We start from the raw sequence: 24,605 nt of genomic DNA, 5'->3' as shown, positions 1-24,605 counted from the left end.
GCCGCTTACAGCGAGTCGGGCAGCAGCACGTACACGCCGATCACATCCACCGGCAGACAGGGCTTGACGTGGTGCTGACCGACATCGCGTGCAGCTTCTCGGACGCGCTGGTGGTCGGCCAGCAGGGTCTTGGCGCGCTGCTGGGTGAGTTGCTGCATGGGCTCGGGGTTGGCGGCCAGAAAGTCCAGCGCCAGGCGCAGTTCGCGCTGCACCGCCTCGGGTGGCAAGTTGCCGCTGGGCGTGCATTCGATGAGGCGGGCGGCTTGGTCATCGACCAGCCACTCAGGCTGGGTGCGACCACGCACGGCCAGGGCCACCGTCTCCTCGGCCATCATCTGGAAGGGCTCGCGGCGGCGCACGTAGCTGAGCTGGTGGCGCAGGCGCAGCAGGTAGAGGGTGGTGGCCACCTCGACATCGTTGGTGAGGGTGACGGCGCAGCGGGCCGCAAGGGGGCTCTCGCCGCTGAGGGCGTCTTCCAGCAGGTGCTGGGCCAGTAGGCTCACCAGCGGATGACTGCGGTGCAGCTCGTTCAGGTCAATCAACTGGGGCGACGCGATGCCTTCGTCAGCCAAGCGCAGACGCAGGGGCTCGGGCAGGTGTTGGGGCGTGAATCGCGCTTGGTGGGGGCGGCGGGTGTTCTCCAACGGTGAGCCCAGCCGAACGCAGGCGCTGTGCAGGAAGCGCTGCACGTCGGCCTGCGCGCCCAGTGCCTGCTGCTGCTTGTGCCATTCGGGCAGCACTTCATCGGGGCGGATGCGGCGCTGGGCGAAGACGGTGCGGTTGGCCTTGGCTTTGTCCAGCGCGTCTTGCCAGCGGGCCTGCAGAGGGGCGAGCAGGCGCTCCGGTTCACCGAAGTCGAAGGCGGTTTGCAGTGAGGGGGCCTGCGCGCGGTGTTCACGGCGCATCAGGGCGGCCTTGACCAGGGCTTGGTTGATGCGGGCATCGTCCTCCGGCAGCGGCACCATCACGCCCAATTCCTTCTGGATGGCCTCGCCCTTGCGCAGGATGACCTGGAGCACAAAGCCGTCGATAGGGTTGTCTTGCCCGTAAAGCATGGTGCAACGCACTTCAGGTGCCTGCTGACCGAAGCGATCCACGCGGCCTTCGCGTTGTTCGTGGCGGGTGGGGTTCCAGGCCAGGTCGTAGTGGACGACGGCGGTGAACAGGTGCTGGAGGTTGATGCCCTCGGACAGGCAGTCGGTGGCGACGAGGATGCGGCTTTCAGCCTCGGCCATCTCTTCCACCCGCTCGCGCCGTTCCTCGGGCGTGAGTTCGCCAGTGATCGCCTCGATGGTGGCCGATGGGAAATGCGCCTTGAGGTTGCCTGCAACGTAGTGCGCCGTGGCGATGTAGCGGCAGAACACGACGGGGTGGAAGCCCTCGCGGAGCAGTTGGTCAATATGCTCGATGAGTGCGGCGAGCTTGGGGTCGCCCTCTTGGCCGGAGAGGCGCTGGGCGCTGACGATGAGGGCTTGCAGGCGCGAGGTGTCTTGAACCTGGCCGGGGGGCTCCAGGTCGCTGGCGGAAAGATCGTCGGCCTCGCCGTCGTGCAGGCGCTCATCGGCCAGCAGGTCTTCGGCTGATGGCGTGCCTTCAAGCCGGGTGGTAAGTGCTTTGGCGGCAGCAGCTGGTGATGACGCCACGCAACGCAGCAGGGCCAGGGTGGCGTACCACATCAGCCCGGCGCCGCCAGCGGTGCCAGCCCGCTCGGCGCTTTCGGCCAGCTCACGGCAGTAGTCCTGCACAGTGTCAAAAAACTGGCCCCATGCGCCGCTGAGTTGGTAGGTCAGCTCGGTCTTCATGCGGCGGGCAAAGCCCCGGCCGTCTTGGGTTTCGGCCTGCCACTCGGCGATGTCTTTGCGGCGGCGCTGTACGAAGTGGCGTGCCAGCTCCTGACGCAGCGGGTCATTGGCGGACATGCGCCCCTGCAGATCCAGAAAGCGCGGATCGAGCAGGGAGAGCAGGTTGTAGAACGCTGCTTCGTCGCCCGAGTGCGGGGTCGCGGTGAGCAGGATGAGGTGGCGTTGCGCGTCTTTGGCCAGGCGCTGCAGCAGCTCGAAGCGCAACTGCTTGCCGGTGCCGCTGCTGACGCAGGTGTGGGCCTCGTCCACCACGATGCACTCGGGAGCGGTGGCGATGAACTGCTCGCGGTTCCGTTCGCTCTTGATGTAGTCGAGGCTCACGACGACCACCGGGTGGTGATCGAACAGGCTCAAGCCGTGGGGCAACTCACGTTCGACGCGAGCAGCGGAGGATGCGGTGAGCGCGATGGCCTGAAGGTTGAAGCGCTCTTCCAGCTCGGATTGCCACTGCTCCACCAAGTGTGGCGGACAGAGCACGGCCAGGCGCGTGATCTCGCCTCGATCCATCAGCTCGCGGGCGATCAGCCCAGCCTCGACAGTCTTGCCGACGCCCACGTCATCTGCGATCAGCAGGCGCACGGTGGACAGGCGCAGGGCCATCAGCAGCGGCACGAGTTGGTAGCCGCGCGGTTCCACGGCGATGTTGCCGAAGGAACGGAAGGGGCCGGCTCCCGACCGCAAGGTGAGGCGCAGGGCGTCACGCAGCAAGACGGCAGCGGCGTGGTTACCCGGCCGCGATGGTTCTGGCGGGGCAAAAGTGGCGGGCTCGACGGGCTGCAACTCCAGCTCGGGGATTAAGGCAGTCGTTTCGTCTTGCGCGCCCCCGAGGGGGCGCAGCCGTAGCCAGTCGCGTCGGGAGTCGGCTTGAACCACCCATTCGCGGCCCCGGGCGCGAACGAGGTTGCCAGGGAGGAAGTCGTGTTGAAGTGCGGTCATGGAGCGAGTCAGCGTGCGGAGCCAAACACCGTCGCGTGTTTGGCAAAGCTGGCCTGCCAGCTGTTGGGGTCAGAGAAGTCGAGCACCTGCCAGCCCTTGTCGTGCAGCGTCGCTGAGGTTGCAGCGTCCACCGGCGCGAGGAACACTAGGGCGCGAGCAGCTTTGTACTGGGCGGCGGCCGTTGCAGCCCCTTGATTGACGGTGACATTCACCGCATCCGGTGTGGGGAACCCCGCTTGCTGCAATGCGGTCAACCAGCGAGTTAGCGGAGTGTCGTCGAGCATGGTCTGGGGGGCAGAGTCTGGCGCGACTGATGCGACCATGCTGGGCCTGGCTTGCACTTGCGCATTGGCCATGGCCACTAGCAACTTGAGTACCTCGGGGTTGCGGCGGTTGATGTGCTCGTGATCGGGCTGGTTGAAGTAGGACAGCAGGCATTGGTAGCAGCCGGCTTCGCAACGGCGGTTGCCGTGGTCATCGGTGTCTTCCAGAGCGGGCAGGTCTTGCAGGCGCCAGATGCCGTCCTCAGGCACACGGTGGTGAATGACCTGCAAGGCGTTGCTGGCCACCATGGCCAGGCTGGCGGGGTCGTTGGCCAGGCGGGTCAGCACGCCAGCGCCGCCCTCGGCAGCTTCGTAGAACAGCAGGGCGCGGCGCTCGTCGAGCTTGGGCAGGGGCTCTGCCACCAACTCGGACTCCTCGATCTGGAAGGTCATCTCGATGCCTCGTTTAAGCGAAGCCTGCAAAGTGGCCATGGCTTCCAGTGGCAGGGGGTGAAGGGGCGCGAGGATCAGCAGATTGCGGTGGTCTTCAACGAACGGGACGATGCGCTGGTTGGGCACCGCGTCCATGAGGTTGTCATCGTTGCCGGCGTCGTCTCCACCGTCAGGAGCGTCCTGCTTGCTCCAGGTGCCGGTGATGGGGTTGATGTAGAAGCCGAGTTGTTCCTTGTCCTTGCGACGACGCCAGCCCCGGTTGATGCGCCAGATGCGCGCGGCGGGGGCATAGGTCAGTTCGGCCAGGCTGTCTGCACCCTGCAAGACATCGGCTTTTTGCTGCTGGATGCGACCGTCAGGCCCGGGCAAAAAGCGGTAGGTGGTCTGCAACTCGAAGCCCTGCCTTTGGCGGTCTTCGTCGTTGATCGAGATGCGCTCAACCGGCACGGTCTCGACGGTCTCGATCCGGTACAGCTCGCGCACCCAGTCGCTCTCGGTTAGCAGGGCGTCGCAGTTCTCGCAGCGGTTGACCAGCGGTTGCACCTCACCAGCCTCAGCCAGGTGGCCATAGCCACATTGGCTGCACACCAGCGAGGAGATGGTTGAGAGCTGGCTGTTGCTCGACACATGGTCGGCGTTGCCCACATTGAGTTTGGCGCGCACGACCCGGTACATGCGCCCCTGGTGGTAAATGAGGCTACGCGGGCCGAACTCAGACAGCGCAAGAAAGCGCGGCCGGCTGACCATGCTTCCCTCGTCTTCCTTGCCTGTGCCGGATTGACCGCCGCGCGCAGGAATCCATGCCATGAGTGGCAGGCGGGGGAAGTTGTAGCCGGGCAAGAAGCCTTGGCTAGCCAGATAGCGGTAGGTGTAGAAGTCGGTGTTCTGGCTGTTGCCCGACTTGAGCAGCACGGCGTATTGCCGGGCCGCATCGCCGTAGCGGCGCTGCGCGTTCTGGCGCTCAGCATGTGAGGCGGTGTGGCTCTTGACGATCTGGTCGGCCATGTCCATCTGCCGCCGGGTTGCCTCGAAGAGCTTGCGCCAGCGCTCCAGGGCCTCTGAGAACTGCGCAGGGGCTCGGTCGATCACCTGCTGCACGTACTGCTCGGTGAACCAATGGCTACCGTCGAGTTCAGTCTGGAGCTGGTCAACGACGCGTTGCGTGCTGGCAAGCGCCCGCTGTCGCGCTTCTGGGGCACTGAGCGCGTCGAGGTATTGCTTCTTCAACGGCTTGCTGGGCTGGTCCAGGTCGAGCATGGGCGCGATGCTGGGGTCGAGCTTCACCTGGGTGCTGGCGAGCCAGACGGCCTGAAGGTGGCTGTCCACCAGATCGCGGTTGGCGAGGTCGAGTGTGGGCGCTCGAACCACACCATGCACCATGTCGTTGGCATGGTGGAAGAACCATTGGTCGTGCGGGCTGAGTGCTGCACAGTAAGTGATGACCAGTGCCTGCTGGCCAGAGCGCCCGGCGCGCCCGCTGCGCTGCGCGTAGTTGGCCGGCGTGGGCGGCATGTTGCGCAGGTACACGGTATTGAGGGCCGAGATATCCACACCCAGCTCCATCGTGGGCGAGCAGAACATGACCGGGAGACGCTCCAGCGGGGCTTCGTGCGCCGGGTTCTGTGCCCAGTCGTTGCGGTCCTTGTCGGTGTAGCGAAACCGTTGCTCCAGCAACTGCCGGCGCGGCGCATCGACCTGCGCGGTGTGCTCTTGTGCTTCGAACTCGAACAGCGGATGAGACGGCAGCCGCAGCAGGTTGGCAACGCTGAGGTACAGCTCGCGGAAGAAGACGTTGACTCGGCTGTCTGCTTCCGGAGCCTTGTCGGTGGTCAGGCACCAATCCATTGCGGCGGCGTTGAGGCGCCAGCCGGCCAGGTGGGCATCGATTGCGTGCTTCTGCACGTAGCCATAGTTGCTGGCTGCGCGCAGCAAGTCCTCAATCAACTCAACCCATTCGGCTTCTTTCCAGCGCTTGACCTGATCTACACAGGCGGAGTTGCGCCATAGCTCGGCCGCCTTGATGTTGCGCAGCAGGCGCGAGCGGGCGCCGCCGGTGACGAGATCGGTACGTGGCCTGCCCCGGAATTCAGGGCGCTTGCTGAAGATGAGATAGCGGCCGGTTTCGAGCTTTTCGTCTGGAGCAAAGGCCCAGCGCTCGGTGAGGTAGGCGTGGCCACTGGTGCGTGCCTTGTCTTGTTCGACGGGGTCCAGGTAGCGGGTTTCAAGGCATAGGTTTCTGCGCAAGGTGTCGAACAGAAGCTCGTACAGACTTGCACGCTGTGCCGAGGTGAGGGCGGACAGAACGCTGCTGTCCTTGAACGCAGTGGCGTTTGCGCAGAACTCGCTGAGTGCTCGATAGCGGACAGCCAGCAGGTCTAGCTGATCCAGGTTCGGGTTGTTGTAGCGCCAGCCACGGCGCAGGTCACGCAGCAGGCGATAGGCAATGATGAATCGCAAGGTGCGCTGGGCTTCCTGCCGCGCCAGGCCCATGAGCTTGGGTGTCCTCAGGTACTCCACCAGCGTGCTTTCATCCAACTGCTGAAAGCCGAGCGCCTTGAACACGGCATCAGCCAGCTGCTCTTCGTTGAGCACACCGGCGTTGTCCTGTAAGGCGCCAATCAGCCCGGCGCGCAGAGTGAGGAGGAAGATGAAGTCGTTGAAGTGACCAGCCTGAAGCGCAGCGTCTTGTCGGTTGTCAGTGAAGCCCAGCAGTTTGCGCGGATCGGGCTGCCCGGCCGCCGGGTCTGGCAAGGCGAAGAGCTGCTGCAAGGCGCTCAGCGCGATCATGGTGGTCGCTGAGGAACGGCCTTCACCGGAGAGGCTGGACAGCCGGTTGGCGTCCTTGCCATGAGCCTCATGAACGGTGCTGCATGATAGGCAAAAGCGGAACTTGCCTGGAATGAACCAATAGGGCTCGCCTGAGCCGTCGCGGCCTTGCAGGTCAACGGCGACGTGATACGGGCGTGCCGCCTTGTAGGCGGGTTTGATCTTGGGCTCGTCGCGGCTCAAGTCCAGCCAGGTTTCCGGCAAGTCTTCGATCAGCCCGCTGTACTGCTGCTTCGGGTTGACCGGGCACAGAAAGCCGTAGTTCGCGTCCTCACTGTCGTCAGCGCTGACATCGTCGATTTCTCGCGGCAAGAAGTTGACCGGGCTCTTCCCTGATTTCCAGACCGGCAGGTATTCCTGGCCACAGTCTCGACAGAAGTGGGCGGGGTAGAGATGGACGCCCTCGGCTTGACGGCCCGGAGCGAAGCGTTGAGCGTCAAGGGTGACATGGCGCTTGCCCTCGGCTTCGAGCGTGGTGAGCACCTTGCCCGGGCCGCTGATGAACTGGTGCAGCTTGAACGCAAAGGGCGCGCGCCCTTGTGGGGTGCGAATTTCGTGGGCAGCCACCAAAAATCGCTGAAGGGCGATGCGAGCAACGCTGACCTCGCAGCGAGCATCCGTTGCGAGTTTTTCGCTCGCGTGTTGAAGGGTGATCGGCCTGGCGCGGCGTGGCGGTTCGTTTTCGGGCAACTCGATGCCCAGATTGAGTTCGACCCAGACGGCCAAGGGGTCGCGCCGAAACGCATCGAAGTCAACCCACTGGTGTGAATCCCGCTGGATGGCTGAGGGCAGCTCAGCGGCGATGGCAGCGACATCCTTGAGTGGATCGGTGACGCGCTCCAGCGTCTCGCCGATCACATCGTTTTCGGTGATGGCAGTGCCGAATAGCTTGGATGCCACTTCCGCGACGGTGCGGTTTCGATCTGCCTGCTTGTCGGCACTGGACATCGTGGCCGATGTGCCGATGCAGACCAGGCTGTCTGCCTTGAGCCGCTCGCGCAGTCGGCGCACAAGCAGCGCCACGTCTGCACCCTGACGCCCCCGGTACGTGTGAAGCTCATCCAGCACCAGGAACTCAAGGCCTTCGCAGTGATCCACCACCTTGCGCTCATCGTCGTCAAAGCGCGTGAGGATGTACTCCAGCATCATGAAATTGGTCAGCAGGATGTCAGGCGGGTTGTCCGCCATGGCTTCGCGCTCGGCCTTGCTTTCCTGCCCCGTGTACCGACCCACGATGAATGGCCGCGCATCTGGCGCGTAGCCATGCAGGAACTTTTCAAGTTCTTCCAGTTGGCTGTTCGCCAGGGCGTTCATCGGGTAGATGACGATGGCGCGAGTGCGAGCCTTCCCGCCAGAAGCCTTGGCCTTGAGGATGCGATCAATGACCGGTATGAAGAACGACAGGGACTTGCCGGAGCCAGTGCCGGTGGTCACGATATAGCTCTGCCCAGACTGCCCTTTGGCTAACGCTTGGAGCTGGTGGGCGTAAAGGTGCAGCGGTTGAGGGTTCCCCTCCGGCTTGGCCACCTGAAAAACGTCCGCGCAGACCGGATGCAGAACGCCGTCCCGCGCGAGCGATTGAACCGTCCCCTTGCGCTGGTAATTGGGATTGATCTGAACCAGCGGTTCTGGCCAATAGCGGCCATCTTTGTATTGGCGCTCGACCTCGTCCCTGAGGTCGGTGGCCGCGATCTCGACGAAGCTGCGTGAGAACTGGCTGTACCGCTCGACGAGCTGGCTGCGGAACTGAAACACGTCATCCACGGTTGCGACCCTTCCCTTACTTGTTCTGTGTGTGCTGCCACTTGGCTGCGCGGCCTTTGCCCGTCGGTTCAATCAGCCCTTCTGCCTTCATGGCGCGCAGGATGACCCGCACCATGTCACGGCTGATGCCAGGGCAAGCCTCCTCGATCTCCGAGATGGAGAACGGCAATTGGCGTTTGAGGATTTCTGATCGCACCCGGTCGCCCTTGGCGCCGCGCCCTCGCTCGATGGTGCCAACGCGTTCCTCGAACTCTTTGTAGGCACGCAGCAGTGCGCCCCAGAAGTAGTCGAGCCACGGGGCGATGTTGTGGGCGGCTTCATGCCAGCCCTGTGAGCTGGCTTCGAGCGTTTCGTAGTAGCTCTCCTTCGATTCCTCGAAGATGCGCTCCAGGCTGATGAAGCGGCCCACCGCATAGTCGAAGTGGTAGAGCAGTTGCAGCGTCAGCAGCCGCGCCATGCGGCCATTTCCATCCGGGAAGGGGTGGATGCAGAGGAAGTCCAGAACGACCAGAGGCACCAGCACCAGGGGGTCGGCCAGATGCTGATCGAGCGCTGTGCGGTAGCGCGAAATCATGTCGGCCATCGCGATGGGCGTGAGGTGCGCAGCCACCGGGCGAAAACGGATGCGTGAGCTGCCGTCAGGGTGACGCTCGATGATGTCGTTGTTGGTGGCCTTCCACTGCCCGCCGGGCTGCGGCATGTAGCGGTACAGGATGCCATGAAGCTGCTGGATGATGCCTTCAGAAAACGGCATCTGCTCGCGGCTTTCGTGGATCAGGTTCAGCGCGTCGCGGTAGCCTGCCACCTCCTGCTCGGATCGGCTCTTGGGCTCTGCGTTGTTCAGCACCAGGGATTTGAGCCGGTGCGCGGCCACCACTACGCCTTCCAGGCGATTGGACGACTCGGTGGACTCCACGACTGCCGCCTGACGCAGGTCGCTTAAGACCTCGGGCGATTGGGCCACGTAGAGCTGCTGCTTGCCCAGGTACTCGCCCAAGGCGCGCAGCGTCGCCAATTGCTGTGCATCGAAGCGCAGCTTCGCAAGGTAGTCGGGCGAGAGTGAGTGCATGCAGCAGCATCCAAACGGCGGGGAATGGGGTAATGCTACTGCAATAGGGGCATTTAACGCGCTTTGTTACCCCAATAAATCGACGAATACCCCATTCTGAAGCCTTGCCTTCAACCTGTGGGCTCGGCCTCGTCTGGCCGGATCGCTGGAAGCCGTGGCGCCGCCCTCCTGATGGCGCGCTCGGCTTCTACTTCCACTGGCCGCAGAACACGCCCATGGCTCGCCTGCGACGCTGTGCCGTACCGCCGCAGGGTCCTATCGGACTGGTGCCCCAGACCTCGACTGACGGCATCGGCCGTGCCCGCCCGCTTGGCATCGGCAGCCCACTGGTGGCGGAAGCAGTAGGGCGTGACAGCATGACGATGATTGGGCCAAAGGCTCGCCGCCAGCCTGCGCACCTCGACGGTGAAGTTCAAGGCCTTTTCGATCTTGACGACCAGGGAGGCATCTTCAGTGGCCGACAGCGATGAGTTGAGCATCACCACCAGCGGGTGCCCGTCCTCCTCTGCATACGCCATGTGCCGGACGGGCTGGCCTTGCCGCGCCTTGACCTTGGAGCCGACGATCTCGAAATGGATCAGGGATCGTTTGTGCTTGGCGTCATAGTCTCGCCAGACCTTCACGCCGTGTTGCAACTCGGCAGGGCGGCACCCTGTCAGCGCTGCAACCAACAAAGCGATCCCGTACTTCCCGGCGGCGCCACGCTGGCAAAGCGCCTCGCGCCAATCCCTCGGCAGACCAGTCAGCGCTCGGCGTTTCCCCTTGCGTTGGGTGCGCGGCCCGGTGAGGCCGTGGCTCTTCAGCGTCACGAGCGCGGCCAGATGCCCGTGCTGCTCGGTGAGCGCCCTTAGCAACTCGCGCGCCTGAAGCAAGCTCAACGGCTCGACGATGCTGTTCAGAATCTCCAGCTGGCGCATTTGCAGGGTGTACCGCAGGGCAGCAAGCCGCTTGAAGAAGGTGGTGGTGCGGCCGGTGCTCGCGACCACGCCCACCAGGCCGGACTCCGAATACCGTGCACGCATCAGCAGGGACTGCCCAAGCAGCAGGTAGTCGTGCTCGGTGTTGGCGGATCGGCCGCTCCGATGACGGTCGCTGGGCGCAAGCTGTCGAAATTGCTGATCGCAGCGAATCAGCATGAGCTTCAGTTGGTCTTCCAGCGGGTTCATGGATTCCCCCGCTGAACGCCCCGGTTCGTCATCGCCACCTGCCGCCGAGCAACCGGGGGTGGGGACGAATGCATGACCAAGCCTCCGCGAAGGGGCTCCACCCTGGCCCTCGGGTACACCATCTGCACCTTGTGCAGACCGTGCAGAAAGCTCTTTCGGAAGCTGCCCAGTGCGTGGACGCCAGCATGCTCGTGGGCGAACTGCTGCATCAGTGTGGGCCAGGGAATCACGACCGGGCCGCCCTCGATCCGGTGCAGCCGATAGGCCAGCCAGGTGTAGATGTCGATGGCGAGTGCCGACCCCTTCAGCGCCGTCAAGGCGCGGCCGTCCAGCGGTACGCCGTGGTTGAGCAACTCGGCGTAGAAGCCTTCGGTCAGAACCAGCAGGCCCGGCCAGCGCGATGCCTCACCGCATTCGCGTGGAAGCCAGGCGTCGAACTGTTCCACCGCGACGCTGTTGAACGTGCGGCCGTGAAAGCCCATTTGCAGGCGGCACGAGGCCAGTGCGTGCATCTGACGGCGCAGCGTCCGGTAACGGTGGCCTTGACGATCCAAGCCCAGCAGCGTCAGGAACTCGGCTGCGCTGCGCCCGATGTCGATCTCTCGCGTTCTGTGCCGAAGGGCCAATGTTGAAATCCAGGTCAGTGCCAGGCGTGGCATGGCGCCATATGGCACGGGCTGTAGTACGGGGCCGTGCCCTTCGTCTAGCCAGCCCGCTTGAACGTTCAGCCAAGCTGCCCCGAAGCTGCGCTGGAACTCCCGGCCGTCCACACGGCTGCGCGGTAGCCCAATCTGGCTCAGGATGGAGTGGTAGAACAGCAAGTCATCGCCTGACGGGGCGTCGAGGCTGATGGCTGTACTGGCTTCGATCAGCCGGGCGTCCGCCTTGTTTGGTAGGAGAAGCTCGGTATCGCTGTCTGTTGGCGGCACGGGGCTGGACGCCACGGTTTTTCGGAACCGCGTCCTGACGGCGGTGGCTTCAGCGTCTGCCGCTGGCACGCCACGCGCCACCAATGAGGTGAGGTAGGCCGCGCGCTGTTCTTCCTCAGGGTTGCCTCGATGCGGCAGGGAGGCGCTCATTGCGCACCTCCTTTCGCATCACTCCGGGCCGCCGAGGTCTGCGCCCCCCTGGCACGAGCGAGTTGCTCCACCTTGGTTGGCCGCCCGCGCGGGCGTCGTGCTGGCGGTGGCTCCGCAGGCCGGTTCGACTCGATCCACCGAAGCACGTCATGCTCATACCAGCAAAGGCGCCTGCTATGCGGGAGCTTGAAGGGGGTGGGAATCAGGTGCTGATACTTTGCGTTCGTCGCGCAGGTACGGATCGTCGTGGCTGTCTTGCCGATCAGGGCAGACAGTTCCTCGATGAACAAAATTCGGGGTGCGCCGCTCACCTGAGCGGCCAAATGCTTGGGCATGTCCTTCACCATCGCTGTGGCGTTGAGCGACAGAGTCGCTATGGCAGCGCGGAGGCGCGCTGCACCGCAGGGTCAGCGAGGGTGACGGCGAGGAGGGGGCGTTGAGCGACGTTGAGGCGCGGAGCGGAAGCCTTCGGACAGGCCTACGAACCGACCACGCTGGGTGTCGTAGGTCGCGCTCAGGGAGGCAACGATCTGGTCGTGGACGGGCATCCAGACGAGAAACATCGTGGCCAGGACAGTGACGATGCAGATCAAGCTCGCCCAAGCCAGTGAAATCGAGAACGGGCGAAGCCACGATGCAGCTTGGAGTTGGTCGCCAAGCATGCCGCCCAAGCTGCCGACGAAACCGAGCGCGCAAGCGACAGCGGCGACAAGCATCGCCGTGCGGCGGACTTGCTTGAGGTCATTGATGCTGGTCACGGGCGCTGTACTGAACCGTTGTTCATGGCTGCACGCACACCCTATCTTCTCGATGGTCGGGTGTCAAAGGCTAAGCCGGCGCGCTCGCGCTCCGTGCATTCACGGCAGTGCAGAGCAATGGGACAAATTTGGGACAGTGATCACGAGAATTTGCTCTAAAACGACATGAATGCCGATCAAAAGCAAAAAAGCCCAAGTGCTTGATTCACTTGGGCTTTTCCGTTTTTTGTCTGGTCGGGGTGAGAGGATTCGAACCTCCGGCCTCTACGTCCCGAACGTAGCGCTCTACCAGGCTAAGCTACACCCCGTGTCTTGCTGCCTGACGCGTGCCTGGATTCAAGCCTGGCGCGTCAGGAGTTGAGCCGCTAATTGTAGCAAACCTTTTGTGTGCGGATTCCGGGGCAGGTCGGCAATGGCGTCGATCGCGCGCTGCGCCTCGGCGGCGGCGGCTTCGCGGGTGGCGGCGAGGGCGCCGGTATTCCGGACGATGGCGGCGATGGCCCCCAGGTCGCCCTCGCCGCTGGATTCGATGGCCGAGCGCACGGCCGCAGCCTGTGCCGGCGTGCCGCGCTGCATGGCGATGATCAGGGGCAGCGTGGTCTTGCCTTCTCGCAGGTCGTCGCCCAGGTTCTTGCCCATCACGCTGGTGTCGCCGTCGTAGTCGAGCACGTCGTCGATCACCTGGAAGGCCGTGCCCAGCGCCTGGCCGTAGGTGGCGCATGCTTCTTCCATCTCGGCGGGGGCGCGCGCGACGATGGCGCCCAGGCGCGCGCTGGCCTCGAACAGCTTGGCGGTCTTGGAGCGGATCACGCGCAGGTAGCCCTCCTGGTTCAGGTCGGGGTCGTGCATGTTCATGAGCTGCAGCACCTCGCCCTCGGCGATGACGTTGGTGGCGTCGGCGAGGGTCTGCATGATGCGCATCTCGCCGGCGTCGACCATCATCTGGAAGGCGCGCGAGTAGAGGAAGTCTCCCACCAGCACGCTGGCCGGGTTGCCGAAGACCTCGTTGGCGGTGGCGCGGCCGCGGCGCAGGGTGGACTCGTCCACCACGTCGTCGTGCAGCAGGGTCGCGGTGTGGATGAACTCCACCACGGCCGCGAGGTTGAAGCGCTGGGCGTCGCGGCACTGCAGCGCGCCGCAGACCAGCAGCAGCAGCGCCGGGCGCAGCCGCTTGCCGCCGGCGGCAATGATGTAGCGGGACACTTCACCGACCAGCGGCACGCCCGAGTCGAGCCGGCGGGCGATGACGGCATCGACTTCGCGCAGGTCTTCGGCAATGAGGGCGAGCGTGTCGGCGGTGGTCGCGGCGGCGGATGGGGAGGCGAGGGCGGTCAAGGCAGAAGGTGCAGAGGCGGGCGGGACAGCTCGCGCGATTATAGGAAGGCCCCCTGCGCGTGCGGGCCCGTGCGGGCGCGGGCGTGCCTGCGAGACAGGCAGGTTGCGAGCGCAATGCTATAATCGCCGGCTCTGCAGAAATCCGTCTGCGGAACTCAACTCCCCCAAAGAGTACCAAGAGGTTTACATGTACGCGGTCATAAAAACCGGTGGCAAGCAGTATCGCGTTGCTTCCGGCGAGAAAATCAAAGTAGAACAGATTGCTGCGGACGTAGGCCAGGAAATCGTGATCGACCAGGTTCTGGCCGTCGGAAACGGCGCTGAACTGAAGGTGGGCACGCCCCTGGTGTCCGGTGCAACCGTGACAGTCACCGTACTGTCGCACGGCAAGCACGACAAGGTTCGCATCTTCAAGATGCGCCGTCGCAAGCACTACCAGAAACGTCAAGGCCATCGCCAGCAGTTCACCGAGCTGCAAATCGGCGCGATCGCCGGTTAAGGAGCACAGGTCATGGCACAGAAAAAAGGCGGCGGCTCTACGCGAAACGGGCGCGATTCCAAGCCCAAGATGCTCGGCGTGAAGGCTTTCGGCGGCGAGCTGATCTCTGCCGGCTCCATCATCGTGCGCCAGCGCGGTACCAAGTTCCACCCCGGCACCAACGTCGGTGTGGGCAAGGACCACACCCTGTTTGCGCTGGTCGACGGCCACGTGTCGTTCGGCCTCAAGGGGGCGATGAGCAAGCACACGGTCAGCGTGACGCCGGCTGCCTGAGCCCGTCGCCTCAGACCTCACGAAGCCCCGCATGGTCGGGGCTTCTTGTTTTGTGCGGTCCCGCTTTGTCGGGGATCCGCGCTTTCTGGCGCGGCGCCGGCTCGCCGCATCCTTTGTAGACTGGAGCATCCATGAAATTCGTTGACGAAGCCTATATCGACGTGGCCGCCGGCGACGGAGGCAATGGCTGCGTGTCGTTCCGGCACGAGAAGTACAAGGAGTTCGGCGGCCCCAATGGCGGCGACGGCGGACGCGGCGGCCACGTGTTCGCGGTGGCCGATCCCAACCTCAACACGCTGGTCGACTTCCGTTACTCGCGCCGGCACGAGGCCAAGCGCGGCGAGCACGGCATGGGCTCGGACATGTTCGGCGCGGCCGGCTCCGACATCACGCTGAAGATGCCCGTGGGCACCATCATCTCCGACGCCGAAACCGGCGAGGTGCTGTATGAGCTGCTCACGCCCGGCGAGCTGATCACCATTGCCAAGGGCGGCGACGGCGGCTTCGGCAACCTGCGCTTCAAGAGCGCGATCAACCGCGCGCCGCGGCAGAAGACGCCCGGCTGGCCGGGCGAGAAGAAGAGCCTCAAGCTCGAACTCAAGGTGCTGGCCGACGTCGGCCTGCTGGGCATGCCGAATGCCGGCAAGTCCACCCTGATCGCCGCCGTGTCCAACGCGCGGCCGAAGATCGCCGACTACCCCTTCACCACGCTGCACCCCAACCTGGGCGTGGTGCGCGTGGGCCCCGAGCAGAGCTTCGTGATCGCCGACATTCCGGGCCTGATCGAAGGCGCCTCCGAGGGCGCCGGCCTGGGCCATCTGTTCCTGCGCCATCTGCAGCGCACCCGGCTGCTGCTGCACGTGGTGGACCTGGCGCCGTTCGACGACAGCGTGGACCCGGTCGCGCAGGCCAAGGCCATCGTCGGCGAGCTGAAGAAGTACGATGCCGCGCTGCACGAGAAGCCGCGCTGGCTGGTGCTCAACAAGCTGGACATGGTGCCGCAGGACGAGCGCGCGGCGCGGGTCAAGGACTTCGTCAAGCGCTTCAAGTGGAAGGGGCCGGTGTTCGAGATCTCGGCGCTGACCCGCGAAGGCTGCGAGCCGCTGGTGCAGGCCGTCTTCCGCCATGTGCAGGCCGAGCAGATCGCCGGCCAGCCGCCGGCGGAAGTCGATCCGCGCTTCGCCGGCGATGCGGCCGTCTGACGCGGTCCACCATCTGCTATATTATTTGTAGCTAAAAGCCAAGATGCTAACTGGGCTTCAGGCCAAAATGACACTAGAAAACGCTTCCAGCCCCCTGCGCCATGCGCGCCGCATCGTGGTGAAGGTCGGCTCCAGCCTGGTGACCAATGAGGGGCGCGGCCTGGACGAGGCTGCCATCGGCGAATGGTGCCGGCAACTGGCGGCCCTGATCGGCGGCCGCGACGGTTCGCCGCGGCGCGAAGTCGTCATGGTGTCCAGCGGCGCCATCGCCGAGGGCATGAAGCGCCTGGGCTGGGCCACGCGGCCGCGCGCCATCCATGAGCTGCAGGCGGCGGCGGCCGTCGGCCAGATGGGTCTGGCCCAGATGTACGAGACCAAGCTGCGCGAGAACGGCGTCGGCAGCGCCCAGGTGCTGCTGACGCACGGCGACCTGGCCGACCGCGAGCGCTACCTGAACGCGCGCTCCACGCTGCTCACCCTGCTGCGCCTGGGCGTGGTGCCGGTCATCAACGAGAACGACACGGTCGTCAACGACGAGATCAAGTTCGGCGACAACGACACCCTGGGCGCGCTGGTCGCCAACCTGGTCGAGGCCGACGTGCTGGTGATCCTCACCGACCAGAAGGGCCTCTACACGGCCGATCCGCGCAAGGACCCGGCGGCGCAGTTCGTGCACGAGGCGCGCGCCGGCGACGCGGCGCTGGAGGCCATGGCCGGCGGCGCCGGCAGCGCCATCGGCCGCGGCGGCATGCTGACCAAGATCCTGGCGGCCAAGCGCGCCGCCGGCTCCGGCGCTTCCACCGTCATTGCCTGGGGGCGCGAGCCCGACGCCCTGCTGCGCTTGGTGGCGGGCGAGGCCATCGGCACCCTGCTGGTGGCGCAGACGCAGAAGCAGCAGGCGCGCAAGCAGTGGATCGCCGATCACCTGCAACTGCGCGGCGCGGTCACGGTCGATACCGGCGCCGTCGCCAAGCTGCGCGACGAGGGCAAGAGCCTGCTGCCGATCGGCATGGTGGCGGTGGAGGGCGAGTTCTCGCGCGGCGACGTGATCGCGGTGCGCGATGCGGCCGGCCACGAGGTGGCGCGCGGCCTGGCCAACTACGCCAGCGCCGAGGCGCGGCTGCTGTGCCGCAAGGCGTCGGGCGAGATCGAGAAGCTGCTCGGCTACGCGGCCGAGCCCGAGATGGTGCACCGCGACAACCTGATCGTCGTGCGGTGACGGGCAGGGGCCTTACGGCGTCGGATACAGCGGGCTGCCGCGCAGGTCCCGGATGATCTTCGACGCGCTGCCATTGGCCGAGGCATCCTGGCAGACGCCGGCCTTGGCGATCGCCAGCGAATAGCGCACCCGGGTCTCGTACAGGGAGACCCAGGCCGGTTCCGCCACCGGCCGCCAGCCGCCATCCGCGTAGTGCCGTGCGTAGAGCTTGACCTGGGCGTTGCTGCAGCGGATGCCCTCGTACATGGCCGAGGTCGCCTCGCCCGCGGCATTGGTGGCCACCGCGACATAGCGCACGATGCCGTCCTTGCCGACCTGGATCGTGGCCGGGTCGACGCCGATGCGGATGCCCATGCCGGGCGGCATGGGGATCGCGATGAGCTCGCGGGTGCTGAATTCAGGCGCCGCCGGTGCCGCATCCTCGGGCGGGAGCTGTTCGTCGTCCATCAGCAGCCCGGCCGCGGCCGGACCTGCCGGCAACAGCAGGGCCGCGATGCAGGCGAGGGCGGCAGCGCGCAGACGCAGCCCCGCGCTGGAGGTGGATGGAGCGGATTCAGCGCGGCGCATGGGGCACATTCTTGGAGTTCTTCTGCAGTTCGGCCATGCCGACGTTCGGATCGGGCTCGAAAGTCGCGCCCGGAGGCAGTTCGAAGGGGGCGGCGCCCGGCAGTTCGAGCTCGCCCTCGCGCGGCGCGCGCATGCCGCTGCGCAGGTAGCGGTTGCGTTGCTCGTGGCGCGGGAGGAAGCGGGACAGCTCGGTGAGCGCCATCTCGTAGACGCCGCGCTTGAATTCGACCACCACGTCCAGCGGCACCCAGTAGTCGTTCCAGCGCCAGGCGTCGAACTCCGGGTGGTTGGTGGCACGCAGGTTCAAGTCCCAGTCGTGGCCTATGAGTTGCAGCAGGAACCAGATCTGCTTCTGGCCCTTGTAGTGGCCGCGCGCGTCGCGGCGGATGTACCGGTCCGGCACCTCGTAGCGCAACCAGTCGCGGGTACGGGCCATGATGCGCACATGCTCCGGACGCAGCCCCACTTCCTCGTGCAGTTCGCGGAACATCGCCTGTTCGGGCGTTTCGCCCCGATCGATGCCGCCCTGAGGGAACTGCCAGCTATGGGTCCGGATGCGCTTGCCCCAGAACACCTGGTTCCTCTGGTTGAGCAGGATGATGCCGACGTTGGGCCTGAACCCGTCCCTGTCGAGCATAATCGAACCCCAAATTTTTAAACTGAGTCCATTATGCACGCGGCCTCGCGCGCAACAAGGGACTCGGCGCCGATGCTAGGGTTCCCCCGCGAATCCGCTCCTGCCTCGGATTCCTCCTCTGCCTCCAACGCCTGCTGCCCTGCCCGATGAAAGCCTCCCGATTCTTCGTTTCCACGCTCAAGGAAGCCCCTGCCGACGCCGAGGTGGCCAGCCACCGCCTGATGATGCGCGCCGGCATGATCAAGAAGCTGGGGGCCGGCATCTATACCTATATGCCCATGGGGCTGCGGGTGATCCGCAAGGTCGAGGCGATCGTGCGCGAGGAGATGAACCGCGCCGGCGCCGTGGAGTGCGCAATGCCGGTGGTGCAGCCGGCCGAGCTGTGGCAGGAGACCGGGCGTTTCGAGAAGATGGGCGCCGAGTTGCTGCGCATCCGCGACCGCCATCAGCGCGACTTCGTGATCCAGCCCACCAGCGAAGAGGTGGTGACCGACATCGCGCGCCAGGAACTGCGCAGCTACAAGCAGTTGCCGAAGAACCTCTACCAGATCCAGACCAAGTTCCGCGACGAGCGCCGCCCGCGCTTCGGCCTGATGCGCGGCCGTGAGTTCACCATGAAGGACGCCTACAGCTTCGACCGCAGCCCCGAGGCGGCGCAGGCGAGCTACGAGGTCATGAAGGACGCCTACCGTCGCATCTTCGACCGCTTCGGCCTGCGCTACCGCGCCGTGGCGGCCGACAGCGGCGCCATCGGCGGCGACCTGAGCCAGGAGTTCCAGGTGATCGCCGCCACCGGCGAAGACGCCATCGTCTACTGCCCGGACAGCGACTACGCCGCCAACATGGAAAAGGCCGAGGCCCTGGCGCCGGCAGGACCGCGCCCCGCCGCTGCCCAGCCGCTGGCCAGGACGCCAACGCCGGGCAAGAGCACCTGCGCCGACGTGGCCGAACTGCTGGGCGTGCCGCTCACGCGGACGGTGAAGTCGCTGGTGCTGGCCACGGACCGGACCGATGCGTCCGGCGCCATCGTCAAGTCCCAGGTCTGGCTGCTGCTGCTGCGCGGCGACCACGACCTGAACGAGGTCAAGGCCGGCAAGCTGCCGGGCATGGAGGAGGGCTTCCGCTTTGCCACGGCGGCCGAGATCGAAGCGCACTTCGGCTGCAAGCCCGGCTACCTCGGTCCGCTCAAGCTGCTGCGGCCGGTCAGGATCGTGGCCGACCGCGAGGTGGCGCTGATGGCCGACTGGATCTGCGGCGCCAACCAGCCCGACTTCCACATGACCGGCGTCAACTGGGGCCGCGACCTGCCCGAGCCCGATCTGGTGGCCGATATCCGCAACGTGCTGGCCGGCGACCCGTCGCCCGACGGCAAGGGCGTGCTGGCGATCGAGCGCGGCATCGAGGTCGGCCACGTGTTCTACCTGGGTACCAAGTACAGCAAGCCGATGGACGCCACCTTCCTGGACGAGGCCGGCAAGCCGCGCCATTTCGAGATGGGCTGCTACGGCATCGGCATCACGCGGCTGCCGGCTGCGGCCGTCGAGCAGAACCACGACGAGCGCGGCATCGTCTGGCCCGATGCGCTGGCGCCGTTCACCGTGGTGCTGTGTCCGATCGGCATGGACCGCAGCGCCGAGGTCAAGGCCGCGGCCGAGAAGCTCTATGAAGAACTGCTGGCCGCCGGCGTCGACGTGCTGCTGGACGACCGCGGCGAGCGCCCGGGCGCCATGTTTGCCGACTGGGAGCTGATCGGCGTGCCGCACCGCGTGGTGCTGTCCGAGCGTGGCCTGAAGGAGGGCCAGGTCGAGTACCAGCACCGCCGCGACACCGAGGCCACCAGGCTGGCCGTGTCCGACATCCTGGCCCACCTGAAGGGCCGGCTGACGGCATGATGCTGCGGCCGGTCGGGATTTCGCGCCGGAAATGGCTGATGTCGATGCCAGTCGCGGGCATTGCGCTATCGTTATCGGAGCAGTCACGGGCCGGATCGCAACTGGAGGAGCCGCTGGCGGACTCGGTGCGCACCGCGCTCAGCTCGGCCATCGCCCAGCAGGCGCCGCCGGTGCCGGAGTTTTCCGACACCGCCTCGCACATGGCCTATCTGCGCTGGCTGGCCACCATGGCGCAGCGCCTGCAGCCCAAGATGCCGGACCGCGACTCGCGCATCGAGTTCCTGCGCACCATCTGGTATGAGACCCGCCGCGCCGGGCTCGACGCGTCGCTGGTGCTGGGCCTGGTGCAGGTCGAGAGCAATTTCCGCAAGTTCGCCGTCAGCAGCGTGGGCGCGCGCGGCTACATGCAGGTGATGCCGTTCTGGACCCGCACCATCGGCAACGGCGACGCGGGGGTGCTGTTCCACATGCAGACCAACCTGCGTTTTGGCTGCGTCATCCTGCGCCACTATCTGGACCGCGAGCGCGGCGACCTGTTCATGGCGCTCGGCCGCTACAACGGCAGCCGGGGGCGTGCGCCGTACCCGGACGCGGTGTTCGCCGCCCAGTCCCGGTGGAAGTTTGCCGACTTCGCGCCCTGAACCCCGGATCTGCAACGGCCTGAAGCCCGCTTTACTTCCCACGCGGAGTCGCATCAGGATGCAACGCGGCCGCATTCCGCAGCACACAAGGATGCCGCATGGGCCAGGCATAAGACGACTTCATGTTTGCTCTGCAAGGGCAAGGGCAAGGGCAAGGGCAGGGCACGGATGGCGCTGCCCCCGGTCCGCCGGACCGTCTGACCATCCTCACGGTCGATGACGATCTGCAGTTTCAGCAGGCCCTGCACCGGGCGCTGAAGGGTTTCCGCTACCAGGACCAACCGGTGCGCCTGCAGGGTGCGCAGTCGGCCGTCGAGGCGCAGCGCGTACTGGCGGAGCAGCCGGACGTGGCGGTGCTGGTCCTCGACGTGGTGATGGAGACGGACGATGCCGGCCTGCGCCTGGTACTCCCAGGGCTGCCTGTCGCTGGGCATCGAGCAGGGCGAACTGATGCTGCGGCGCATGGCGCGGCGCCTGAGTAGCGTGTTTGCGCCGCCTTGCGTGGTGGCGCGGCTGCACGACGACACCTTCGGCATCGTCGGGCCGGCGGGCATGGTGGACGAGGCCCGCATCGAGTCGCTGGAGTCGGGCGACCCGGAGAGCGGCCGGCTGCCGCCCTTCATCGGCGTCTAAGCCGCGCGCATGAACCTCGACAGCTACCAGGGCAGTGCGCGCGGCGCCATGGCCGTCGGCATGCTGCTGCTGCGCCGTGCGCGCGCACTCGGCCTGCGGCAACTGGTGGACTACTGGCCCGGCATGGAGCGCGAGACCGACGAGCACTTCACCCTCTCGCGCCAGTTGCACCAGGCACTGCAGGATGGCCAGTTGTCCATCGAACTGCAGCCGCAGATCGACTTCAATACCGGCGCTATCGTCGGTGCCGAGGCGCTGGCGCGCTGGCGCGCTGGCGCGCTGGACGCGGCTGCGCGAGAGCGGCTGCGGCCTGGCCCAGGGCTATTTCTTCTCCCGGCTGGAGCCGCTGCCGGCCTTCATCGAGCGCCTGCGGGCGTCCTAGCCCATGCCGGGCGCAGCGGCCGCGGGCGCACGAACGGCTGCGCCACTCCCGCGCCGGCGGTGGTGGCACTACCACCGGCTCACGCTGCTGCTGCCCTGGATGCTGGCCTTGGGCATCGGCTTTCCGCTGCTGTGGAACCACATGGACGAAGTGTTCCAGGGGCCTCTGCGGCGTGCCCGCGGCGACGCCCTGGACGACGCCGCGGACGCCCTGGCGCGCGCGGCCGACGGCCTGCGCCGCGACGCACGCTTTCTGGCGGAACTGACGGCGGCCGACCTCGTCGACGTTGCCCGGCGCCCCGGCGCCGACAGTCAGCGCCTGTTGCTGGTCTTTGCCCGCAGCGCTCCCGCCTACGAGCGGATCTACGGGATCGGCGCCGACGGCGCGGAGAGCATGCGCGTCGAGCACGGCGCCGACGCCAACCCCCGGCTGGCGCCGGTGCAGGCCTTGCGCGGCGCCGTCACCGACACGCAGTACGAGCACGCCCGCCACCTGTCGGCGGGCGACGTGCAATTCTCGGGGTTCGATCTGCCCCAGGCCGACGGCGCCGCGCTGCTGCCGCCGCAGCCCTTGCTGCGCGCGGCCACGCCGATCTACGAGAAAAACACGCTGCGCGGCGTGCTCGTGCTGGAACTGCGGGCGAACGCCCTGTTGCAGAGTCTGCCCGGCTCGACTGGCACGCCCGGCTCGCCGACACCGCGCCCTTGCCGTGGCGGGCCCTGCAGCAGCACGCCGACGGGCAGTTGCAGGCAGAGGGCAGCGACTGGGCCTATCGCCGGCCGGACGTGCTGCGCGCCCCGGGCGTGCCGCTAAACCAGTCGGGGCCGAAGGACGATCTCAAGCTGCGCCTGCTGGCCCGCGTCGATCCCGCGGCCGAATCCGAGGCCGCCCGGCGCTGGAAGCAGCCGCTCGCCGTCGGCATGGCCGCGGCGCTGGGCGTGGCCCTGCTGCTGGCGCTGCAACTGGTACGCAGCCGAAGCGTCGAGCTGCGCCGGACGCGCCAGCTGCGCGCGGCCAACCAGGCGCTGACCGAGGCCAACGACAACCTGCGCAGCGTGCAGGCCGACCTGGCGCGCGCCGAGCGCCTCTCTTCGCTCGGCCTCATGGTGGCAGGGGTGGCCCATGAACTGAACACGCCGCTAGGCAGCGCCACGCTCGGGCTCGGCACCGCGCAGCAGGAACTGGACACGCTGGCGCAGCGGCTGCGGCAGGGCCTGCGCCGGTCCGACCCGGAGCAGTACCTGCGCGCCGGCGGCGCCGGCCTGGAAACGGTGCACGAGGCGCTGCGCCGCGCCGCGGCACTGGTGCAGCGTTTCAAGCAGGTGGCGGTGGACCGCGCCAGCATGCAGCTGCGCGTGTTCGATCGGGCCGAGATCGTCCGCGACGCCGACCCGCGCCTGCGGCACTTGCCGCCCGAAGGCCCCATCGCGCTGCGGCTGCACCTCGCGCCGGACCTGCAGATGGACAGCTATGCCGGCCCGCTGGAGCAGGTCGTCTCCAACCTGCTGGAGAACGCGCTCACGCACGCGTTCGACGGACGTGCGCGCGGATGCATCACGCTGCAGACCCGGGCGGACGGACCGGCGCACGTGCTGGTGCGCTTCGCGGACGATGGCAATGGCGTACCCCCGGCGCAGTTGCCGCACATCCTCGATCCCTTCTTCACCACGCGCCGGCATGCGGGCGGCACCGGGCTGGGGCTGCACATCGTGCACCAGACCGTCACCGAACTGCTGGGCGGCACGCTGCGCGCAGAGAACGCGCCGGAGGGCGGCGCGGTGTTTGTGCTGCGCCTGCCGCGGCAGGCGCAGCTGCGCGCCTGAGCGCTCACGGCGCCAGGCCCGCAGCCTTGACCACCCCGGCGTAGCGGCTGGCCTCGTCGCGCGTGTAGGCATCGAACTGCGCCGCCGTTCGGGTGTCGGCTTCGGCGCCCAGGTCTGCCGACTTCTTCCAGGCCGCCTGCCGGTGAGCCGGTGGCACCATGGATGCGTCCCTTTTCTTCGTATTCATGAAGAAAAATGCCTGTAGCCCAGGTACCATATGGGTTATTTGCTATTAAATAAATAGCAATCCGCAAGGCACAATAGCGGCCCCATGCACCGCACCGCTCCCCTGCTGCTGGCCCCCATGGAGGGGCTTCTCGACTTCGTGCTGCGCGACATCCTCACGCGCGTGGGCGGGGTGGAGCGCTGCGTGTCGGAGTTCATCCGCATCACCAGCACCGTGCTGCCGGACCGGGTCTTCCTGCGCTACGTGCCCGAGCTGCGCCACGGCAGCCGCACGCCGGCCGGCGTGCCGGTGCGTCCGCAATTGCTGGGCTCCGACCCGTCCTGCCTGGCCGACAACGCGGCCGCGCTGGCGCGGCTGGGGCCGGAGGGCATAGACCTGAACTTCGGCTGTCCGGCCAAGGTGGTCAACCGCCACGGCGGCGGCGCCATGCTGCTGGATACGCCCGAGCAGCTCTACGCCATCGTCTCTGCCGTGCGGCGCGCGGTGCCGGCCGCGCTGCCGGTGTCGGCCAAGATGCGCCTGGGCGTGCGCGACGGCCGGCGCGCCGAGGAATGCGCCCGCGCCCTGGCCGAGGCCGGCGCCAACGAGCTGGTGGTGCATGCGCGCACCAAGGCCGACGGCTACCGTCCGCCCGCCTACTGGGAGTGCATCCCGGCGATCCGCGCGGCGGTGTCCGTCCCGGTCGTCGCCAACGGCGAGATCTGGACCGTGGCCGACGCCCTGTGCTGCCGCGAACGCTCCGGCGGCAGCGCCTTGATGCTGGGCCGCGGCATGGTCGCCGACCCGGGCCTGGCCTGGGCCATCCGCGCGGCCGATGGCGAGGCCGCCGCGCCCGCCGCCGTGCCCTGGGCGGCGCTGCTGCCGCAGATCGCCGCCTTCTGGGACCTAGTCTGCACCCGCCTGCCGGCGCGCCAGCGTGCCGGGCGCCTGAAGCAGTGGCTCAACCTGCTGCGCCGCCGCCACCCCGAGGCGCAGCAGGCCTTCCAGGAACTGCGCACGCTGGACGATGCGGCCATCAGCCGCTGGATCGCGCAGGCCTGCGGCGCAGCGTTCGCCACGCCTTGCTCGCTGGCCGCATAAGCAGCGGCGCATTCATTCGTTGGCCGCATGGTCGGCGTTGGCTACCGTCGCGTTCTTTC

22 protein-coding genes and 1 tRNA gene are annotated in these 24,605 nt (G+C 66.7%); 12 read left to right on the top strand and 11 right to left on the bottom strand.

Annotation, left to right across the window (positions count from 1 at the left end; genetic code table 11):
- Positions 1-5: 5 nt before the first annotated feature.
- From JHD63_RS05890 to JHD63_RS05855, 8 genes are all read right to left on the bottom strand, one after another.
- A complete protein-coding gene (locus JHD63_RS05890) occupies positions 6-2,798 on the bottom strand; it encodes a helicase-related protein (RefSeq protein WP_198969812.1) in 2,793 nt (930 codons plus the stop codon).
- A gap of 8 nt (positions 2,799-2,806) precedes the next feature.
- Positions 2,807-8,104, bottom strand: a complete 5,298-nt coding sequence (locus JHD63_RS05885; RefSeq protein WP_198969811.1) for a DEAD/DEAH box helicase — start codon at positions 8,102-8,104, stop codon at positions 2,807-2,809.
- A gap of 16 nt (positions 8,105-8,120) precedes the next feature.
- Positions 8,121-9,173: a Fic family protein gene (locus tag JHD63_RS05880; protein WP_198969810.1), complete on the bottom strand. Its 1,053-nt coding sequence runs from the start codon at positions 9,171-9,173 to the stop codon at positions 8,121-8,123.
- 110 nt (positions 9,174-9,283) lie between these two features.
- A complete protein-coding gene (locus JHD63_RS05875; RefSeq protein ID WP_198969809.1) occupies positions 9,284-10,339 on the bottom strand; it encodes an integrase in 1,056 nt (351 codons plus the stop codon).
- Positions 10,336-11,418 (bottom strand): replication protein RepA, encoded by a 1,083-nt coding sequence (locus JHD63_RS05870; RefSeq protein WP_198969808.1) that lies wholly within the window; start codon positions 11,416-11,418, stop codon positions 10,336-10,338. The genes JHD63_RS05875 and JHD63_RS05870 overlap by 4 nt, the downstream gene beginning before the upstream one ends.
- A 407-nt stretch (positions 11,419-11,825) precedes the next feature.
- Positions 11,826-12,176 (bottom strand): hypothetical protein, encoded by a 351-nt coding sequence (locus JHD63_RS05865; protein WP_198969807.1) that lies wholly within the window; start codon positions 12,174-12,176, stop codon positions 11,826-11,828.
- A 231-nt stretch (positions 12,177-12,407) separates the two neighbouring features.
- Positions 12,408-12,484 (bottom strand) — tRNA-Pro (locus tag JHD63_RS05860).
- Positions 12,485-12,512: 28 nt separating this feature from the next.
- On the bottom strand, positions 12,513-13,511 hold the full coding sequence (locus tag JHD63_RS05855; RefSeq protein WP_233167687.1) for a polyprenyl synthetase family protein: 999 nt from the start codon (positions 13,509-13,511) through the stop codon (positions 12,513-12,515).
- A 187-nt stretch (positions 13,512-13,698) separates the two neighbouring features.
- Between JHD63_RS05855 and rplU the strand changes: the two genes are divergently transcribed.
- The 4 genes from rplU to proB all read left to right on the top strand — a co-directional run bounded on the left by rplU (position 13,699) and on the right by proB (position 16,704).
- Positions 13,699-14,010 carry a 50S ribosomal protein L21 gene (gene rplU, locus JHD63_RS05850; protein WP_082448461.1) on the top strand — a complete coding sequence of 104 codons (312 nt, stop codon included), beginning with the start codon at positions 13,699-13,701 and terminating at the stop codon, positions 14,008-14,010.
- A gap of 12 nt (positions 14,011-14,022) precedes the next feature.
- Positions 14,023-14,283, top strand: coding sequence for a 50S ribosomal protein L27 (rpmA, locus tag JHD63_RS05845; protein WP_198969806.1), 261 nt, complete (start codon positions 14,023-14,025; stop codon positions 14,281-14,283).
- A gap of 131 nt (positions 14,284-14,414) precedes the next feature.
- A complete protein-coding gene (gene cgtA / locus JHD63_RS05840) occupies positions 14,415-15,485 on the top strand; it encodes an Obg family GTPase CgtA (protein ID WP_198969805.1) in 1,071 nt (356 codons plus the stop codon).
- Positions 15,486-15,552: 67 nt separating this feature from the next.
- Positions 15,553-16,704, top strand: a complete 1,152-nt coding sequence (gene proB / locus JHD63_RS05835; protein WP_198969804.1) for a glutamate 5-kinase — start codon at positions 15,553-15,555, stop codon at positions 16,702-16,704.
- 12 nt (positions 16,705-16,716) lie between these two features.
- Here proB and JHD63_RS05830 read toward each other — a convergent pair whose 3' ends face one another.
- Both JHD63_RS05830 and JHD63_RS05825 read right to left on the bottom strand, forming a co-directional pair.
- The gene (locus JHD63_RS05830; protein WP_198969803.1) at positions 16,717-17,271 is read right to left on the bottom strand and encodes a CNP1-like family protein; all 555 of its coding nucleotides are present in this window, start codon (positions 17,269-17,271) and stop codon (positions 16,717-16,719) included.
- The gene (locus tag JHD63_RS05825) at positions 17,258-17,908 is read right to left on the bottom strand and encodes an RNA pyrophosphohydrolase (protein WP_198969802.1); all 651 of its coding nucleotides are present in this window, start codon (positions 17,906-17,908) and stop codon (positions 17,258-17,260) included. The genes JHD63_RS05830 and JHD63_RS05825 overlap by 14 nt, the downstream gene beginning before the upstream one ends.
- Positions 17,909-18,054: 146 nt before the next feature.
- Here JHD63_RS05825 and JHD63_RS05820 point away from each other — a divergent pair, with 146 nt between their 5' ends.
- From JHD63_RS05820 to JHD63_RS23895, 7 genes are all read left to right on the top strand, one after another.
- Positions 18,055-19,800, top strand: coding sequence for a proline--tRNA ligase (locus JHD63_RS05820; RefSeq protein WP_198969801.1), 1,746 nt, complete (start codon positions 18,055-18,057; stop codon positions 19,798-19,800).
- 38 nt (positions 19,801-19,838) lie between these two features.
- A complete protein-coding gene (locus JHD63_RS05815) occupies positions 19,839-20,441 on the top strand; it encodes a lytic transglycosylase domain-containing protein (RefSeq protein WP_233167686.1) in 603 nt (200 codons plus the stop codon).
- Positions 20,442-20,563: 122 nt separating this feature from the next.
- Complete coding sequence (locus JHD63_RS05810) at positions 20,564-20,923, top strand: hypothetical protein (RefSeq protein ID WP_198969819.1); 360 nt, start codon at positions 20,564-20,566, stop codon at positions 20,921-20,923.
- Positions 20,829-21,074, top strand: coding sequence for a GGDEF domain-containing protein (locus tag JHD63_RS05805; protein ID WP_198969799.1), 246 nt, complete (start codon positions 20,829-20,831; stop codon positions 21,072-21,074). The genes JHD63_RS05810 and JHD63_RS05805 overlap by 95 nt, the downstream gene beginning before the upstream one ends.
- Before the next feature lie 244 nt (positions 21,075-21,318).
- A complete protein-coding gene (locus JHD63_RS23905) occupies positions 21,319-21,456 on the top strand; it encodes a hypothetical protein (RefSeq protein ID WP_233167684.1) in 138 nt (45 codons plus the stop codon).
- A 108-nt stretch (positions 21,457-21,564) separates the two neighbouring features.
- Positions 21,565-22,269, top strand: a complete 705-nt coding sequence (locus JHD63_RS23900; RefSeq protein WP_233167682.1) for a hypothetical protein — start codon at positions 21,565-21,567, stop codon at positions 22,267-22,269.
- The gene (locus tag JHD63_RS23895) at positions 22,161-23,279 is read left to right on the top strand and encodes a sensor histidine kinase (RefSeq protein ID WP_233167680.1); all 1,119 of its coding nucleotides are present in this window, start codon (positions 22,161-22,163) and stop codon (positions 23,277-23,279) included. The genes JHD63_RS23900 and JHD63_RS23895 overlap by 109 nt, the downstream gene beginning before the upstream one ends.
- 4 nt (positions 23,280-23,283) lie before the next feature.
- Here the strand turns inward: JHD63_RS23895 and JHD63_RS05795 are convergent, their stop codons facing one another.
- Positions 23,284-23,439 carry a hypothetical protein gene (locus JHD63_RS05795; protein WP_198969797.1) on the bottom strand — a complete coding sequence of 52 codons (156 nt, stop codon included), beginning with the start codon at positions 23,437-23,439 and terminating at the stop codon, positions 23,284-23,286.
- Positions 23,440-23,550: 111 nt separating this feature from the next.
- Here JHD63_RS05795 and JHD63_RS05790 point away from each other — a divergent pair, with 111 nt between their 5' ends.
- A complete protein-coding gene (locus tag JHD63_RS05790; protein WP_198969796.1) occupies positions 23,551-24,546 on the top strand; it encodes a tRNA dihydrouridine synthase in 996 nt (331 codons plus the stop codon).
- Positions 24,547-24,605 lie beyond the last annotated feature (59 nt).

The sequence above is a fragment of the Xylophilus sp. ASV27 genome (assembly GCF_016428875.1).
In the GTDB taxonomy this organism is placed as follows: domain Bacteria; phylum Pseudomonadota; class Gammaproteobacteria; order Burkholderiales; family Burkholderiaceae_C; genus Xylophilus.
Note: the sequence above shows the minus strand (reverse complement) of the source record. Positions and strands in the feature narration are given on the sequence as shown.